Origin of the sequence: Gemmata sp. (assembly GCF_051859125.1) — a bacterium.
Taxonomy (GTDB): domain Bacteria; phylum Planctomycetota; class Planctomycetia; order Gemmatales; family Gemmataceae; genus Gemmata.
In genome coordinates this window covers 61,401-75,729 of sequence record NZ_JBHYGG010000079.1, presented here as the reverse complement: position 1 = coordinate 75,729, position 14,329 = coordinate 61,401, and the positions used below count along the sequence as shown (strand labels likewise).

Below are 14,329 nucleotides of genomic sequence, written 5' to 3'. Positions count from 1 at the left end.
CCCCCGGTCTCGGGGGAGAGGTCGCGACGAGGCTCTGCGAGTCGCGGGTGAGGGGGCGAGCGCTCGTCCTGCCCCAGCCGCGCCACTCCATTCCGCCACCACTTCTTACGCCCCGATGCCCGCGACCGCGGCCGCGACCCGGGCCACTTCCTCGGGCAGCGGGGTCCGCTTGTACCGGTAAACCCCGTTGCCGAAGTTCACCTCGGCGTCCTCGTCGGCCCGCATCTGCTCACCGACGCACAAGACGAACTTGCCGGGCACGCCGCGCTGGAGCTTCTTGTAGTGCTCCTCCACGTCCCCCTTCCGCCAGAACCCGTACACCTCGACGAACACCTTCTTGCCGGTCACCGGGTGCGTCAGTTCGAAGTCCGGCACCCACACGCCGCCGGGGAGGTTGATCGGGTGCGGCTCGGTCGCGAGTACCCAGCCCTTCACCTTCGTCGCGAAGCTGTCCGCGAACATCTGCAACTCGGGCGGCGTGTAGACGCCGAAGTCCGCGGTGTGCGACCGCAGCCCGTCGGCGCCGGAGAGCGCGAACAGCTTCTCCTTGCGCTCGGTCCCCCACCGAACGTTCGCCTTCAGGTCGAACGTCTTGCAGTGCAGCAGCGCCGGCAGGAACAGCGCGAGCTGCATGCCGTACTTGTTCGTCGAGGAGAACAGCGACAGCGGGCCGTCGAGCTTGAGCGTGTACGAGTTCCCGGCCGACTCGTTGATCGAGCAGATGAGCCGGTGGAACTTGACCGCCCGGAACAGTTGCCGGAACCGGGCCGGGGTCTCGCCCCAGATGCGGACCTCCATCGCCGTGCAGCGGAGCAGGATCGCCTGCGCCAGCGCGACGTTGTACCGGTTCAACAGGTGCTCGGGGCTGATGTCGTCGAACGCCTGCACCCGCTGCTCGTCCTTGAGGTCCGCGAACAGCGAGCGGTCGATCTGCTCGGGCGTCAGCGGGGCGGTCAGCGACCGCCCGACCTCGGCGAGAACGGCGGCGCGGTCGAAGGGGACGCCGGCCTTCGCCGCCTCGGCCCGTGCCACCGCGGCTGCGACGAACGCGGCCTCGCGCAACTCCCCCGGCGGCTGCTCGGCCTCGACCTCGAACTCGCACCGGTCTTCGAGGAGCTTGGCGAGCCCGGCCGGGAGCAGCCCCCGCGGCCCCTCGGGAATGAAGTCGGTCAGGTCCTCGGCGATCTCCCCGCGGGTCCGCCCCGGAGAGTCGCGGTACGCCAACAGGAGTTGATCCGCCAGCGCCACGAGCGACGGGTCGGCCGGCTCGATGTAGAGCGGGACCAGTTTGTTCTTGGCGTGCCGCACCCGGACGAGTTTTCCTGTGAGCACCGGACACTCTCCTCGGGTGAACGCCGGGCGGCCGCGGGGCCGCCGTGCCGCCATTTTAGCCGCCGCGCCGGTCGCGTCCCGGGACACCTCGCAAGCCGGCGGCGAAAGCCTTAGACTCACACTATGCGGATCGCGATCGTCAACGACCTGGCCCTGGCGCGTGAAGTCCTCCGGCGGCTCGTCCTCTCCGTTCCGGGGAACTCGGTGGCGTGGCAGGCCGGGGACGGCGACGAGGCCGTGCGCAAGGCCGCCGCGGACCGGCCCGACGCGATCCTCATGGACCTAGTGATGCCCCGGCTCAACGGGGTCGAGGCCACGCGGCAGATCATGCGGGCGTCGCCGTGCCCGATTCTGGTGGTCACCGCCACCGTCACCGGGAACTACGAACTCGTCATCCGGGCCATGGGGGCCGGGGCGCTCGACGCCGTGGAGACGCCGACGTTCGGGGCCGACGGCTCGGTCCTGAACGGCGACAAGCTCGTCGCCCGGCTCGCGAAGCTGGGCGCGGCGCTCGGTGACGTCACGCGGTCGTGGCTGGCCGTTCCCGTTCTGCCCCCGCCGCCCGCTCCGTCCCGGACCGCCCCCCAACTGGTGGTGCTCGGCGCGTCCACCGGCGGGCCGGACGCGCTCGGGGTCGTGCTCTCCGCGTTCCGGACCGACTTCCCCGCCGCGGTCCTCATCGTCCAGCACATCGCGGCGGAGTTCACCCCCGGGCTCGTCCAGCAGCTCGGGCAGCGGTGCGCGCTCCCGGTCCGGTGCGCCCGCGACGGGGACCACCCCGCGCCGGGAACCGTGCTCGTTGCGGCCAGCGACGACCACCTGGAACTCTCCCCGGAGCGGTACCTGCGGTACACGCCGTTCCCGAAGGGGTACCCGTTCCGCCCGTCCATCGACGTTCTGTTCTCCAGCTGCGCGGCGCGGTGGCCGCAGCCCGGCGTCGGCGTCCTCCTCACCGGGATGCAGACCGACGGCGCGGAGGGCCTGCTGCGCCTCAAGTTCGCGGGGTGGCACACCATCGCCCAGGACGAGGGAACGTGCGTGGTCTACGGGATGCCGAAGGCCGCGGCCGAGATGGGCGCGGCGAGCGAGGTGCTCCCCTTGCCGCAGATCGGGCCGGCCGTCGCCGCCCACGTTCGCGCCTTACAGAAACGCTGATCTCGTCCGCAGGTCCGCGTCACCTCCCCGCAGTGGAACAACAGGCGAAATTCCGATCTTTGCCCCAACGCCCCGTGCGAGCGGGTGTTCCTGTTGGAGGGGTTGGTCCGATTCTCCGGGCCTGCGGTCCAGTTGAACCGCGCGGGGCCCGAGCCGCGTTCGCTCAGGGGGACCGATGACAGCGCTCACCAGGACCTTCGCCGGTACGGGGTGCCTCGCGCTCGCGGGAGCGGCCCTCCTCGGATTCCCAGCGGTTCGGCCCGCGGCCGCCGACGAGGGCGCGGCCCCGGCCCCCCGTGCGGTGGGCACCTACGACCACACCGCGTTCGGCGCGGTGATCCGGGCGAACGGCAACCGCGTCCCGGCCAGCGGCGCGGAACTCGTCGCCGCACTCAAGAAGCTGGGCGACGTCGCCCAGTTGCCCGTTCCGTTCTCGGCCGTGAACTCGTCGTCGAGCCTGGCGACCCCGCGGGTCGTCATCGCGCTGCGGCCCGGCGGCCGGCCCGCCGATCTCGGGGCCGCGGCCGACGGCGACGAGAAGGATGCCCTGGTGCCCGGCCGGCCCGCGAAGCCGGTCTTCAACGGGGTCCCGAACCTCGGCGGCTTCGGCGGCGTCCGGCTCGGCGGGACCGGGTTCGGTGCGGCGTCCCGCGACGTGCCGGTGCCGCCGATTAGCGCCGCGAGGGCGACCGAGCCGTCGGTCAAAGGCCGACTGTTCCTCGCCGCCAACATGGAGAAGACCGCGACCGGGTTCCGCGCGAAGTCGATCGAGATCATCTCCTGGAACAGCCGCAACAAGCGGTTCGACTTCGGCGTTATCGAGTGCGGCGGGCCGGCGCCCGAGGTGCAGATCCTCGACGGCGTCCGGTGCTTCACGTGCCACCGCAACAAGGGGCCGATCCTCGGGCAGGGGCCGTGGTCGAACAGCACGCACAACGATGTCGTGCGGGCCAGCGTCCTCAAGGCGCTCGACGTCCCCGGCCTGAACGGGAAGGCGGTCCCTCCGGGCGACCCGAACGGCCCGCCGAAGTTCGACGCGAACCTCGTGGCGACCGAGCCGGTCGGCGGCTGGTCGGCGGGTCTCCGCAACAACGCGCGCCTGGCCGAACTGAAGGAGGCCACGACCTTCGACGGCATCTCGCTCGTGGTGCCCGAACCGGAGGCGTGCGACGCGGCCGTCCACCAGGGGGCCGAACTGGCCCGGAACCGCGACGTGTACCGGGCCATGACCCGCACCGCCGACGGCCGCCGCGCCCTCGCCGTGCTGTTCGCCGCGATCGCCGCCCCGCTCCCGATCGACCAGAGCAACGCGCTCGCGCGGCGCGACCTCGACCTCGCGTTCAGCTCCAACTTTCCGGCGTTCGCGGACGAGTTCGTCGCCATCCACAGGGCGAGCCTGAACACCCTCGGGGACTTCAGCCCGTCGGGCTCGGTGGGCACGCTGCGGACGGTCACCTCGAACCAGCCGACCGGGTGGGGCGGCGGCAGCGCGCAGCGGACCGACACGATCATCACCTGGGGCGGGAACCCGAAGATCGTCGGCGCGTACGACGCCCGCCGCGCGGCCGGCGACCCGGGGGTGCCGAGCCACCGGCAGCCGAGCAACCCGCGGGCGTTCCTCCGATCGCAGGTCGCGGTGCCGGCCCGGCCCTCGGCGGCGGTGAGCGCCGCCGCGCTCGCCCGGACCATCGGCCTCACCGAGGGCGACCGGAAGTTCCTGGCGGCGGCCCTCGCGACCCTCGCCAACGAGATCGAGCGGTCGAAGGTCACCGCCGCGGCGCTCGCGAAGGAAGTGTTCGCGACCCCGCACTTCCGGGACGCTCTGACGGCCAACGACATCCCCGACCGCGAGGAGTTCAAGGACCGGTTCGCCGCCGCGGTCGCCGACGTCGCCGCGGCCCACAAGGTCGGCCGCGCGGTCAAGTTGGCCCGCGCCGACTACGCCAGCGGGCCGAGTGTGGCCCTGCCCCCGGGGCAGCAGGACCGCGAGGTCGCCGTGGTGCCCACGACCGCGTGCCTCCGGTGCCACGACGTGGCGGGGGTCGGCCGGCCCGCGTTCAACCCGATCCCGAAGCTGGCCTTCGACCCGTTCGACCGGGCCGCCCGCGAGGCGTGGGTGAGGAGCAACGACGCCCGCCATCGCGAGCAGGTGCTCGGGGGGATGCTGAAGCGGGTCGCCGCCGACAAGGACATGCCGCCCGAGGACGCCCCGGAGTACGAGGCGTTCCGCACGAAGGACGCCGCCGCGTTCGACGCCCTCACCGGCTGGCTGGGGGCCGAACTGAAGCGCGCAAAGGGGAACTGATGGGACTGGTTCCAACTGGTGGCAGAATGCGTGCCGCGGAGTTGGTGTCGGGTTCAGGTGGCACCCCCTCACCCGCGACTCGCAGAGCCTCGTCGCGACCTCTCCCCGTAGGAACGGGGCGAGGTGGGGGTGGTCGGTCCGGTGGCACGGACCTCCGGCCTGTGCGTGCGAACACAGGCCGGAGGCCCGTGCCACCAGAACCAGGGGCAACACCTCGCCCCCGGTCTCGGGGGAGAGGTCGCCGCGCTTCGCGGCGGGTGAGGGGGTGCCACGCGAACCCTTCCGCCGCCACTTCTTAATCTGCGAATCGCGACCCAGGGCCAATCCCGGGTCGCGGCCATTCTGGGGGCGCGTTGCCGCGTTGAGAACCAGGGTTCTGGCGAGTTGCTTCAGTCTTGACGTGGGTGGCGCTGCCCTGCCCTCGTCGCGTCCGCTCCGCGGCGCGACGAGGACACGGGAGCGCACGTCACTCGCTCAGGCAGTGGTCGAGGAAGGTCGAGAACTGGTCGGCGGTCCAGCTCGTCTTGATGGTCCACCGGTAGCGCGAGTCCTGCCGCACGCCGTTGCCGGGCTTGGCGAGCAAGTCAGCGAGCGTGTTGCCCCACGGGAGCTTCTCGGCCCGGAGCCCCTGGGTGATCTCCCTCACCCCCTGCCGCAGCACCTCCGCGTCGGCCCCGGTGACGGCGAGTTCGATCTCGACGCGCTCCTGCATCTGGACGCGGAGCGTCACCAGCTCGATCCCGTAGTCGCCGAGCGGACGCTTCTCGCCGAACGGGAGCTTGTAGCTCTCGCCGGCGACCGCGAACAGCAGCGGGGGCTTCTCCGCCGCCTCGTTGAGCGCCGGGACCATGCCGGTGTCGAGTTCCGGCGACGGCGGCGTGCGCTCGGTCGCGAACCGCGGCCGCATCTTCTCCAGGTACTCGTCACTCGACATGACCGCGTACACCGGTGCGCCGGTCGGCGGGGTGAACACCGCCGTGTGCCGCCACCCCGGGGCGAGGAAGTTCCGGACCACCTGATCGCGCTTCAACAACGGGTTGCGCGGCAGCGAGAACAGCTCCGGGGCGAAGTCGCGGGTGACGTACGGCCCCTCGGAGGTCATGAAGTAGCGGTCCGGGGCGGACGCCGAGGCGGTGTAGATCAGCCGGTCGGTCTTGAACGGGTCGAGCTTCGTGTCCTCCGCGAGCTTGTGCGCCCACTGGGCGAGCCGCGTCGGGCCGGTCCCCTTCGCGAACGGCGTGTCCTTCTCCTTGAAGTACGTCGCGGGGTACGCCACCACGACCAGCCCGCTCCCGTCGGGGACCAGCAGCGCCTGCGGGTGCAGCTTGACCATCTGGTCGAGCTTCGGGGTGACGGCCGGGCGCTTCGGCGGCGGGGGCACCGGCGGCGCGACCGGCCCCGGCGGTCCGGGCGGTGCCGGCCTCCCGCCGAGTTGCGTCAGCACGACGCCGACCGCGAGGACCGCGACCGCGACCACGGCACCCGCGATCCACCACGTCCGGGGCACGCCGCGGCCCGCGACCGGTTCGACGGCCTTGGCCTCGTCGGGGGCGGGCTCTGCGCCCACCATCGAGAGGCCGAGCGGCACGGACGGCGGGTCGGCCAGCGCCGCGAACGGCGACGGGGCTTCGAGGAGCGGCTGGAGCCCCGCGGGGAGCCCGGGCGGGCGGGGCGTCGGGTCGGACGGCGCGACCGGGTAGTCGGCGGGGAGCGCGGCGAGGACCGGGACCGCCTGCGACGACGGGGGCGGGGGCATCACGGGGACGCCGGGCGCCGGTGTCGCGAGCGGGGGCGCGGCGGGCTCCGCACGGGCCAGGGGGACGGGAACGGCCGCCGAGGCGACGGCCCGCGGGCGGTGCGGGGCGGCGACCGGGCCGCGGTTGAGCGCGGCGATCGGCGCGAGGACCTCGGCCACGGCCGCGGCCGACGGGTACCGGTCCTCGGGCCGCTTCGCCGTCAGGCGGCCGATGATGTCGTCCAGCACCTGGGGCAGTTCGGGCCGCCTCGCCCGCACCAGCGGGGTCGGGTCGAGCTGGTGCTTGAGCAGCTTCTCGATCGGGGACCCGTCGGGGAACGGCGCCTGCGCCGTGAGCAGGTAGTAGAGCGTGCAGCCGAGGCTGTAGAGGTCGGCCCGCGGGTCCACGCCGCTGGAGTTCTTCGCCTGCTCGGGGGCCATGTAGTCGGGGGTGCCCACGACGGTCCCGGCCCGGGTCAGTTCGGCGGCGCCGGGCACGTCGTCGAACCCGAGCGGCCGCACCAGGCCCATGTCGAGGATCTTGACCACCGCGGGGCTCTTCGCGTGCGCGACGTGCCGCTCCCCGGACACGATGATGTTCGACGGCTTGATGTCGCGGTGGACGAACCCGTTCTCGTGCGCGTGCTGGAGCCCGAGCGCCGCCTGGCGCACGTACTCGCACGCCTCGCCGGCGTCGAGCGGCTTGCGGTCCTTGATGAGCCGGGACAGGTCGATGCCGTCCACGAACTCCATCGCCATGTAGTACTTGCCGTGCGACTCGCCCGCGTCGTCCACGCACACGATGTTCGGGTGCCGCAGGGTGCCGGCGGCCTCGACCTCGCGCTGGTACCGACCGCGGATAATCGGGTTCGAGAGCAGGTTCGGCCGGATGATCTTCAGCGCGACCTGGCGGCCCATGCGGACGTGCCGGGCCTTGTACACGCGGCCCATGCCGCCCTCCCCGAGCTTGTCGAGGATGACGTACGGCCCCAGGAACAGTTCCTCGGCCTTCGCGTGGATCACCTTCCGGAGCTGGTATACGGTGACGTACTTCCGCTCGACCAGCAGCTTCAGGGCGGCCGGGAGGTCGCCCCAGTGCGGCTCCAACTCCCGGACCGGGACCAGCAGCTCCTCGTCGGTGAGGAGCTTGCTGTCGCGCAGCGCCTGGCACAGGGCATCAACGGTCGTAATCTGCATCCCGGGTACCCGGTCGGCCGACCAACGGAAGAGGTCCGGCGGGTGTTCTGGATGTGCGGCCGGTCTACGGATTGTAGCCCGCTTTCCCCACAACAACACCACAATCCGCACGCCGGGCGGAATTCCCGCCGGCACGACCCGAACCGCCCTGGAACGGGGGGCCGGGCGGGCCGATAATCCACCCAACGTGTGGTTCGCGACCGGGCGGACAAGATTCTTCGCCACGACCAGGACCGAGGTGACGCATGGCCCAGACGACCCGCCCCGACGCCACCACCGAGCCGCTCCCGCCCGACCCGTACCCCGACTACCCGGCGGCGTACACGTTCTTCTTCCAGTCGTGGCTCATCATGTTCATGGCCGTGATCTGCATCGCGCTCACGATGTACCTGCTCACGTACGTCCCCTGAGCCGGCGGGTAGTACCGGTAGGAGTTACGCAGTTGGCTTGGTGGGGCAGACATTCGTGTCTGCCTCGTGGGGCGGTTGGAGGCAGACACGAATGTCTGCCCCACCAAAACCAAGCAGCTCAGAGCCCAACTGCGGAAGTCCTCACCGGCTCGCGTAGGTTCGTTCTTGTTCTGTAGCCGGCCTCTGTGAGGCCGGGGCTTGGCAAGTCCCGAAGCCCCGGCCGCACCGAGGCCGGCTACAGAATCAAATCACCCGCCGGCCGAGGAACTACCCCGCCGGGGTCACGCGAGTTTCCGCAGCACGTCGACCGGGCTGATGACGCCGACGACGACGCCGGCCGGGTCCGAAACGAACAGGTGGTGTACGTTCAGCACGAGGAGTTGCTCGACCACCGAGGCGGCGGGCGTGTCGGGGCGGACCGCGAACACCGCGGGCGTCATGAACTCGGTCACGGGCGTGTCGTCCGGCTCCAGGCCGGGCTTGCGCTGCCGGGCGTGGACGAGGACGTCCGTCTTGGTGACGACCCCGACGGGCCGCCCGGCGTCGTCGATGACCACGGCGGCCCCGAACCCGCGGGCGGTCAGGAACTCCGTCGCCTCCGAGACCGTGGCGGTCGCGGCGAGCGACGTGGGACCGGCGGTCATGAGGTCGGCCGCGGTTCGGGCCTGCAACGTGAGGGACATCGTTCGCCTCCGGTGGTTCGCTTACGGTGGCACACTCGCCCGAGGCTGTCAACGGTGCATTCCGCATACCGCACGAGCTTCGGGGCTGGTCGCGTCCGGCCGCGGCGGCCATAATCGGGGGATGAGCGACACCCCCATTCAGCTCGCCTACGACCGCGGCACCGTCGTGGTGTCCGGCGGCCCCGACGGGTTCACCCCGACGGCGATCCCGGGCGTCCTGTTCGACCCCCGCACGTCCACGCACCGGTCGCAGGGCCGGTTCTACCGCGGCATCGTCGAGCACCTGATCCGCGAGAAGCTCCCGTACCAGGACGCCGCCCGCGGGTGGCCCACCGAGCAGACCGGGTGGAAGCTGAACGCCGAGCGTGAGCCCCGGGAGTACCAGCGGGCCGCCGTCGCCGCGTGGGCCAAGACCCGCCGCGGGGTCGTGGTGATGCCGACCGGCACCGGGAAGACGTTCATGGCGTTCCTGTGCATCGAGAAGGTCGGTCGGCCGACGCTCGTGGTCACCCCCAAGATCGACCTCATGGTGCAGTGGGCGCAGGACCTCGAGCGGTCGTTCGGGGTCGCCGTCGGCATGGTCGGGGCCGGCGAGTTCAACTACCAGCCGCTCACGGTCACCACCTACGACTCGGCGTACATCCACCTGGAGCGGTGGGCGAACCGGTACGGGCTGGTGATCTTCGACGAGTGCCACCACCTCCCCGGCGCGTCGTACATGGAGGCCGCGAACGCCGGCCTGGCCCCGTTCCGCCTGGGCCTGACCGCGACCCCCGAGCGGGCCGACGGCGGCGACCAGCTCCTGCCCGAACTCGTCGGCCCGATCGTGTACCGGCTCGACATCAACGACGTGGCCGGCGAGTTCCTCGCCCCCTACGAGGCGCGGCAGGTGTTCGTCGACCTCACGCCCGAGGAGGCCGAGTCGTACCGCAACTGCCGCGAGGAGTACCGGCGGTTCGTGTCCGAGAGGAACATCTCGATGTCCGGGCCGGACGGGTTCCGGCGGTTCCTGTTCGAGGCCAGCAAGAGCCCCGAGGGGTTCAAGGCGCTGCGGGCGTACCGCGAGCAGAAGCGGATCGTGCAGGCGGCCGAGGCGAAGTTCAAGCTCCTCGAGGACCTGCTCCGCAAGCACGCCACCGACCGCACCCTGATCTTCACCGCCGACAACGCGACCGTGTACCAGATCGCCCGCACGTTCCTCATCCCCGCGATGACGAACCAGACGAAGCCCAAGGAACGCAAGGCGATCCTGGAGAAGCTCCACTCGGGCGCGTACACCGCGGTGGTGACGTGCCAGGTGCTCAACGAGGGGGTGGACGTGCCCGCGGCGGGCGTCGGCATCGTGCTCGGCGGCACCGGCAGCGCGACCGAGAACGTCCAGCGGCTCGGCCGCATCCTGCGGAAGCACGGCGACAAGCAGGCGATCCTCTACGAGGTGATCGCCAAGGGCACGACCGAGGAGTACGTCTCCGACCGCCGCCGCCAGCACCGCGCCTTCCAGTGACGCAGCGCGAAATTCCGCACGTTCCGGTTTGACGCGGCCCAGGTCGTTCGGCATGTAATGGTGACCCAGGGTTTGCACCCTGGGCTACGCACTGTCGTCCCTCCGGGACTCCGAACCCACGAACCGCCAAAGCCCCCGAAGGGGGCGGCAGTTCGTAGCCCAGGGTGCAAACCCTGGGTCTTCTGAGGTCCGATCGACCCCTTCCCCGAGTCTCCCATGCCCGCAACCACCCGCAACCCGGCGGCCGTGCTGACACGCGCCGCGGACCTCCGCGCCGAAGGCGCGAGCTGGTCCGCGGTCGCGGCGGCGCTCGGCGTGGACGTGGCTGAGTTGAAGGCGCTGTGCCGCGGGAGCGCGGCGTACCAGCGCGCGTACCGACTGGCGCGCCGCGAAGTGGCGGAGGACCAGATGGCCGAAGCCGTCCGAAACATCCGGCAGGTGCTGCAGGGCCGCGACCACGACGCCGCGTTCCGGGCCGCGGTGCTGCTCTCGGAAATGTCCCCGAAACTCGTTCGAGAGTCGCGTGCGCTGGTTCGCTCCGCGGCGCGGTCACACGGCCGGGCCGATCAGGTCCTCGACCGCCTCGATGAACCGGTTGTCGTGGAAGCTGCTCTTGGTGAGGTAGCAGTTCGCGCCGACCTCGAGCCCGCGGGCGCGGTCCTCCTCCCGCTCCTTGTACGACACGATGACGACCGGCAGGTCGCGGAGCTTGGCGTCGCTCCGCAGCGCCGTGACGAGCTGGAGCCCCGACATCCGCGGCATGTCGATGTCGCTGACCATCAGGTCGAACTGGTCGGCCCGGACCTTGTTCCACCCGTCCATGCCGTCGACCGCGACGACCACCTCGTACCCCTTGTTGACGAGCAGTTGCCGCTCGACCTCGCGGACCGTGATCGAGTCGTCCACGATCAGCACGCGCTTCTTCTGGGTGCGGCCGAGGGGCCGGGTGTCGCACCGGCTCAGCGCCCCGGTCTGGATGTACTGGTCCATCGACCGCAACAGGTCCTCGACGTCCACGATGAGGACGGGCGAGCCGTCGTCGAGGATCGCCGCGGCGCTCAGGTTCGGCACCTTCCCGAGCCGCGGGTCGAGCGTGCGGACCACAAGGTCCTGCTCGCCGCGGAACGAGTCCACGACGAGCCCGTAGGTGCCGGTCGCGTCGCTCAGCAGCACGACGGCGAGTTCCTCGCCCGGCGACGGCGTGGCCGGCAGGTCGAGGAGCTGGGTCGCGACGACGAGCCCGACGTTCTGGCCGTCCACGGTCACGAACTGGCGGTGCTCCAGCGACTTGACGGCGGCCCGCGGGACGCGGAGCAGGCGGTCGATGCGGTTGTGCGGGAAGGCGTAGGGCTCGCCCGCGGCGTTCACGACGACGGCGCGGATCACCGACAGCGTGAGCGGCAGTTGCAGGTGGAACGTGGTCCCGCGGCCCGGCTGCGACGTGACGCGGACGCTCCCGCCGACGCGCCGGATGGTGTCCTGGACCACGTCGAGCCCGACCCCGCGGCCCGAGAACTCGGTCACGGCCGCCGCGGTGCTGAACCCGGGGAGGAACAGGAACTCCAGCAGTTCGGGTTCCTGCATCTGCCGCACGACCTCGGCCGCGCTGAGCCCGCGGTCCACGATCTTCTTGCGGAGCTTGTCGAGGTTCACGCCGCCGCCGTCGTCGCTGACCGTCACCTGCAACATGCCGGCCCGGTGCCGGGCCTCGAGGCGGATGGTGCCGGCCGCGGGCTTGCCGGCCGCGACCCGCGCCTCGGTCGGCTCGACGCCGTGGTCGACCGCGTTGCGGATCAGGTGCGAGAGCGGCGACTCCAGCTTCTCCAGGATGTCGCGGTCGACCTCCGTCTTCTCGCCCTCGACGACGAGCTTGGCCTCCTTGCCGAGCGTGCGGGACATGTCGCGGACCATCCGCGGGAGCCCGTGGACGCCGTCGCCGAACGGCCGCATCCGGCTGACGATCACCTCGCGGTACAGGCGGGTGTTCAGGTCCTCGCCGCGGGCCGCGTGGTCGTCGAAGTCGGCGGCCTTGTCGTTGAGCGACGCGCGGCACACGCCCGCCTGGCGGCGGGCCTCGGCGATCATGCGGCCGAGTTCGGCGGTGTCGGTGCCGGCGGCCGCTGCGTGGAACGCCCCGTCGAGCATCACCGCGAGCAGGTCGTGCTGCTTGCGCAGGCTCAGGAGCGACGCGGAGAACGACGGGAGCCACCGGGCCTGCACCAGCGACTCGCCGGCCAGCCCCATGAGCCGGTTCAGGCTCTGGGCGGTGACGCGCACCACGGCCTCGGCCGGGGCGGCCTCCGGGCGGTGCCCGCTGTACGCCTCGGTCGGGCCGGGGGCAGCGGGCGCGGCGACCGGTGCGGCCAACTGCACCGCGAGCGCCGCGGGTGCGGGTTCGGCGACGTGTGTGGAAGGCTGGAGGTCTGCGCTGGTGCTTGCAGCGGCGGCCGGGGCGGCGGCGCGGTCGAAGACCTCGGCGATCTCGGTCAGCGCGGGTGTCGCTTCCGCGACCCACGCGGCGAAGCCGTCGTCGTCGGTGCCGATCGCGCCGGCGAGCGTGGCGGCCGCGTAGGCGAGCCACTCCGACGCGCCGGGGTCCACCCCGCGATCGCCCGCGGCCGCGAAGTACGCGGACACCGCGGCGGCGACCCGGTCCACGGGCTGGCACTTGATGAGCCGGGCCGCGCCGCGGATCTGCTGGAGGCACTCGGTCGCCTCCTCGGGCTTCGTGGCATCGAGCACAAGCAGGTTCGACCGCAGCTCCTCGCGGAACATGTCGGTCATCGAGTAGTTCGCGGGCATTTGCAGCGGCGCGGTCGGGACCGCCGTTCGCGTGAACTGCGGAACTTGTGGGAACGCGTTCCTCGCGGGCGGCGGCGGGACAACGGCCGCGGGGGCGGGCGGGTTCGGACTCGGCTGCGCGACCGGCGGTGCGGCCTGCGGGCGCGGCTTGCCGGCGGCCATCGCGACGAACACGGGATCGAGCGCCTCGACCGCGGCCGCGTTCGTGACCGCCCAGCTCGACACGGTCGAGGGCGACAGGTCCGCGAGCCCCCGGAGCACGTCGGACCCGCGGAGGAGCGTGTCGATGTCGGCCGCTGTCAGGCGGATCTGGCCGTTCTGCGCCGCGACGAGGGCGTCCTCCATGACGTGCGCCAGCCGCACCCCGAGGTCGATGCCGACGATCCGGCACGCGCCCTTGATCGAGTGCGCGCCCCGCATGAGCGGCTCGATCCGGGTCGGGTTCCCGGGGTCGCCCTCGACGTCGAGGAGCCCGCGGGACATCGTGTCGGTGTGGGTCCGCACCTCTTCGCGGAACAGGTCGAACAGGCCCGCGTCGATACCGGTCATCGGATGCGCTCCCGGACGGTCTGGAACACTCGGGCGTCGTCGAGCAGCCCGACCGGCCGCTTGTCGAGCCGGAACACGCCGCGGGTGAGCTTGGTGTGCGCCCGCGACAGCGTCGGGGCCGGCGGCGCCAGGCTCTGGCCCGGGACGCGGTGGACCTGGTCCACCTCGTCGGCCGCGAACGCCCACCCCTCGGTGTCCCGGCGGACCACGATGAGCCGCGGGCTCGGCTCGCCCGACTGGTGCTCGGGGGTCGCCACCCCCAGGAGCAGGTCGAGCCGGACGCACAGGTGCAGTTCGCCGCGGATGTTCACCAGCCCGGCGAGCAGGCCGCCGCGGTGCGGGATCCGGTGCGGGGCCCGCGGCCGGGTGACCTCGACCAGGACCCCGACCGGCAGCGCGAGCCACTCGTCGCCGAGCCGGAACACGAGGACGCTGAGCTGGTCCGAGGCGGCCCGCTCCTCGGGGTCGGAGAGCCGGACGGTCCACTCGTCGAGGTAGTCGGGCGGCGACGGCGCGTCGAGGAACCGGCGGCCGGCGGCGGCGAACACCGGGCAGTTGTGGCAGTGCGTGACCTTCTCGAGTTCCGGGCACGTGCGGTCGCCCCGGACCCCGATCCGGTTCCAGCACACGTCGTTGGCCGCCACGGGCAGGGCCATG

The 14,329-nt window shown here is 71.9% G+C and carries 9 protein-coding genes; 4 read left to right on the top strand and 5 right to left on the bottom strand.

All coding sequences use genetic code 11. The features are described from left to right. Positions 1-105: 105 nt before the first annotated feature. Positions 106-1,332: a DUF790 family protein gene (locus ACTIGN_RS09325; RefSeq protein WP_439623094.1), complete on the bottom strand. Its 1,227-nt coding sequence runs from the start codon at positions 1,330-1,332 to the stop codon at positions 106-108. A gap of 123 nt (positions 1,333-1,455) precedes the next feature. Between ACTIGN_RS09325 and cheB the strand changes: the two genes are divergently transcribed. Beyond that, a complete protein-coding gene (gene cheB / locus ACTIGN_RS09320) occupies positions 1,456-2,487 on the top strand; it encodes a chemotaxis-specific protein-glutamate methyltransferase CheB (protein ID WP_439623093.1) in 1,032 nt (343 codons plus the stop codon). Between the two features lie 175 nt (positions 2,488-2,662). Then, entirely contained in the window at positions 2,663-4,792 is a 2,130-nt protein-coding gene (locus ACTIGN_RS09315) for a hypothetical protein (protein WP_439623091.1), read from the top strand. A gap of 466 nt (positions 4,793-5,258) precedes the next feature. Here the strand turns inward: ACTIGN_RS09315 and ACTIGN_RS09310 are convergent, their stop codons facing one another. Then, the gene (locus ACTIGN_RS09310; RefSeq protein ID WP_439623089.1) at positions 5,259-7,724 is read right to left on the bottom strand and encodes a serine/threonine protein kinase; all 2,466 of its coding nucleotides are present in this window, start codon (positions 7,722-7,724) and stop codon (positions 5,259-5,261) included. A gap of 245 nt (positions 7,725-7,969) precedes the next feature. Between ACTIGN_RS09310 and ACTIGN_RS09305 the strand changes: the two genes are divergently transcribed. Next, a complete protein-coding gene (locus ACTIGN_RS09305; protein WP_439623087.1) occupies positions 7,970-8,134 on the top strand; it encodes a hypothetical protein in 165 nt (54 codons plus the stop codon). Positions 8,135-8,415: 281 nt separating this feature from the next. Here the strand turns inward: ACTIGN_RS09305 and ACTIGN_RS09300 are convergent, their stop codons facing one another. After that, positions 8,416-8,817 carry a CBS domain-containing protein gene (locus tag ACTIGN_RS09300; RefSeq protein ID WP_439623085.1) on the bottom strand — a complete coding sequence of 134 codons (402 nt, stop codon included), beginning with the start codon at positions 8,815-8,817 and terminating at the stop codon, positions 8,416-8,418. Between the two features lie 121 nt (positions 8,818-8,938). Between ACTIGN_RS09300 and ACTIGN_RS09295 the strand changes: the two genes are divergently transcribed. Continuing rightward, on the top strand, positions 8,939-10,321 hold the full coding sequence (locus ACTIGN_RS09295) for a DEAD/DEAH box helicase family protein (protein ID WP_439623083.1): 1,383 nt from the start codon (positions 8,939-8,941) through the stop codon (positions 10,319-10,321). Between the two features lie 549 nt (positions 10,322-10,870). On the opposite strand, the gene ACTIGN_RS09290 is transcribed toward ACTIGN_RS09295, so the two are convergent. Both ACTIGN_RS09290 and ACTIGN_RS09285 read right to left on the bottom strand, forming a co-directional pair. Further along, positions 10,871-13,672: a hybrid sensor histidine kinase/response regulator gene (locus ACTIGN_RS09290; RefSeq protein WP_439623081.1), complete on the bottom strand. Its 2,802-nt coding sequence runs from the start codon at positions 13,670-13,672 to the stop codon at positions 10,871-10,873. Further along, positions 13,669-14,328 (bottom strand): chemotaxis protein CheW, encoded by a 660-nt coding sequence (locus ACTIGN_RS09285; protein WP_439623096.1) that lies wholly within the window; start codon positions 14,326-14,328, stop codon positions 13,669-13,671. Before ACTIGN_RS09285 ends, ACTIGN_RS09290 begins: the two co-directional genes overlap by 4 nt. Position 14,329: the final 1 nt, after the last annotated feature.

Bases quoted from the DNA above. Each gene is read 5' to 3' on its own strand.
- ACTIGN_RS09285 (WP_439623096.1), bottom strand. From the start codon at position 14,328: ATGGCCCTGCCCGTGGCGGCCAACGACGTGTGCTGGAACCGGATCGGG.
- ACTIGN_RS09295 (WP_439623083.1), top strand. From the start codon at position 8,939: ATGAGCGACACCCCCATTCAGCTCGCCTACGACCGCGGCACCGTCGTG.
- ACTIGN_RS09310 (WP_439623089.1), bottom strand. From the start codon at position 7,724: ATGCAGATTACGACCGTTGATGCCCTGTGCCAGGCGCTGCGCGACAGC.
- ACTIGN_RS09300 (WP_439623085.1), bottom strand. From the start codon at position 8,817: ATGTCCCTCACGTTGCAGGCCCGAACCGCGGCCGACCTCATGACCGCC.
- ACTIGN_RS09290 (WP_439623081.1), bottom strand. From the start codon at position 13,672: ATGACCGGTATCGACGCGGGCCTGTTCGACCTGTTCCGCGAAGAGGTG.
- cheB (WP_439623093.1), top strand. From the start codon at position 1,456: ATGCGGATCGCGATCGTCAACGACCTGGCCCTGGCGCGTGAAGTCCTC.
- ACTIGN_RS09305 (WP_439623087.1), top strand. From the start codon at position 7,970: ATGGCCCAGACGACCCGCCCCGACGCCACCACCGAGCCGCTCCCGCCC.
- ACTIGN_RS09315 (WP_439623091.1), top strand. From the start codon at position 2,663: ATGACAGCGCTCACCAGGACCTTCGCCGGTACGGGGTGCCTCGCGCTC.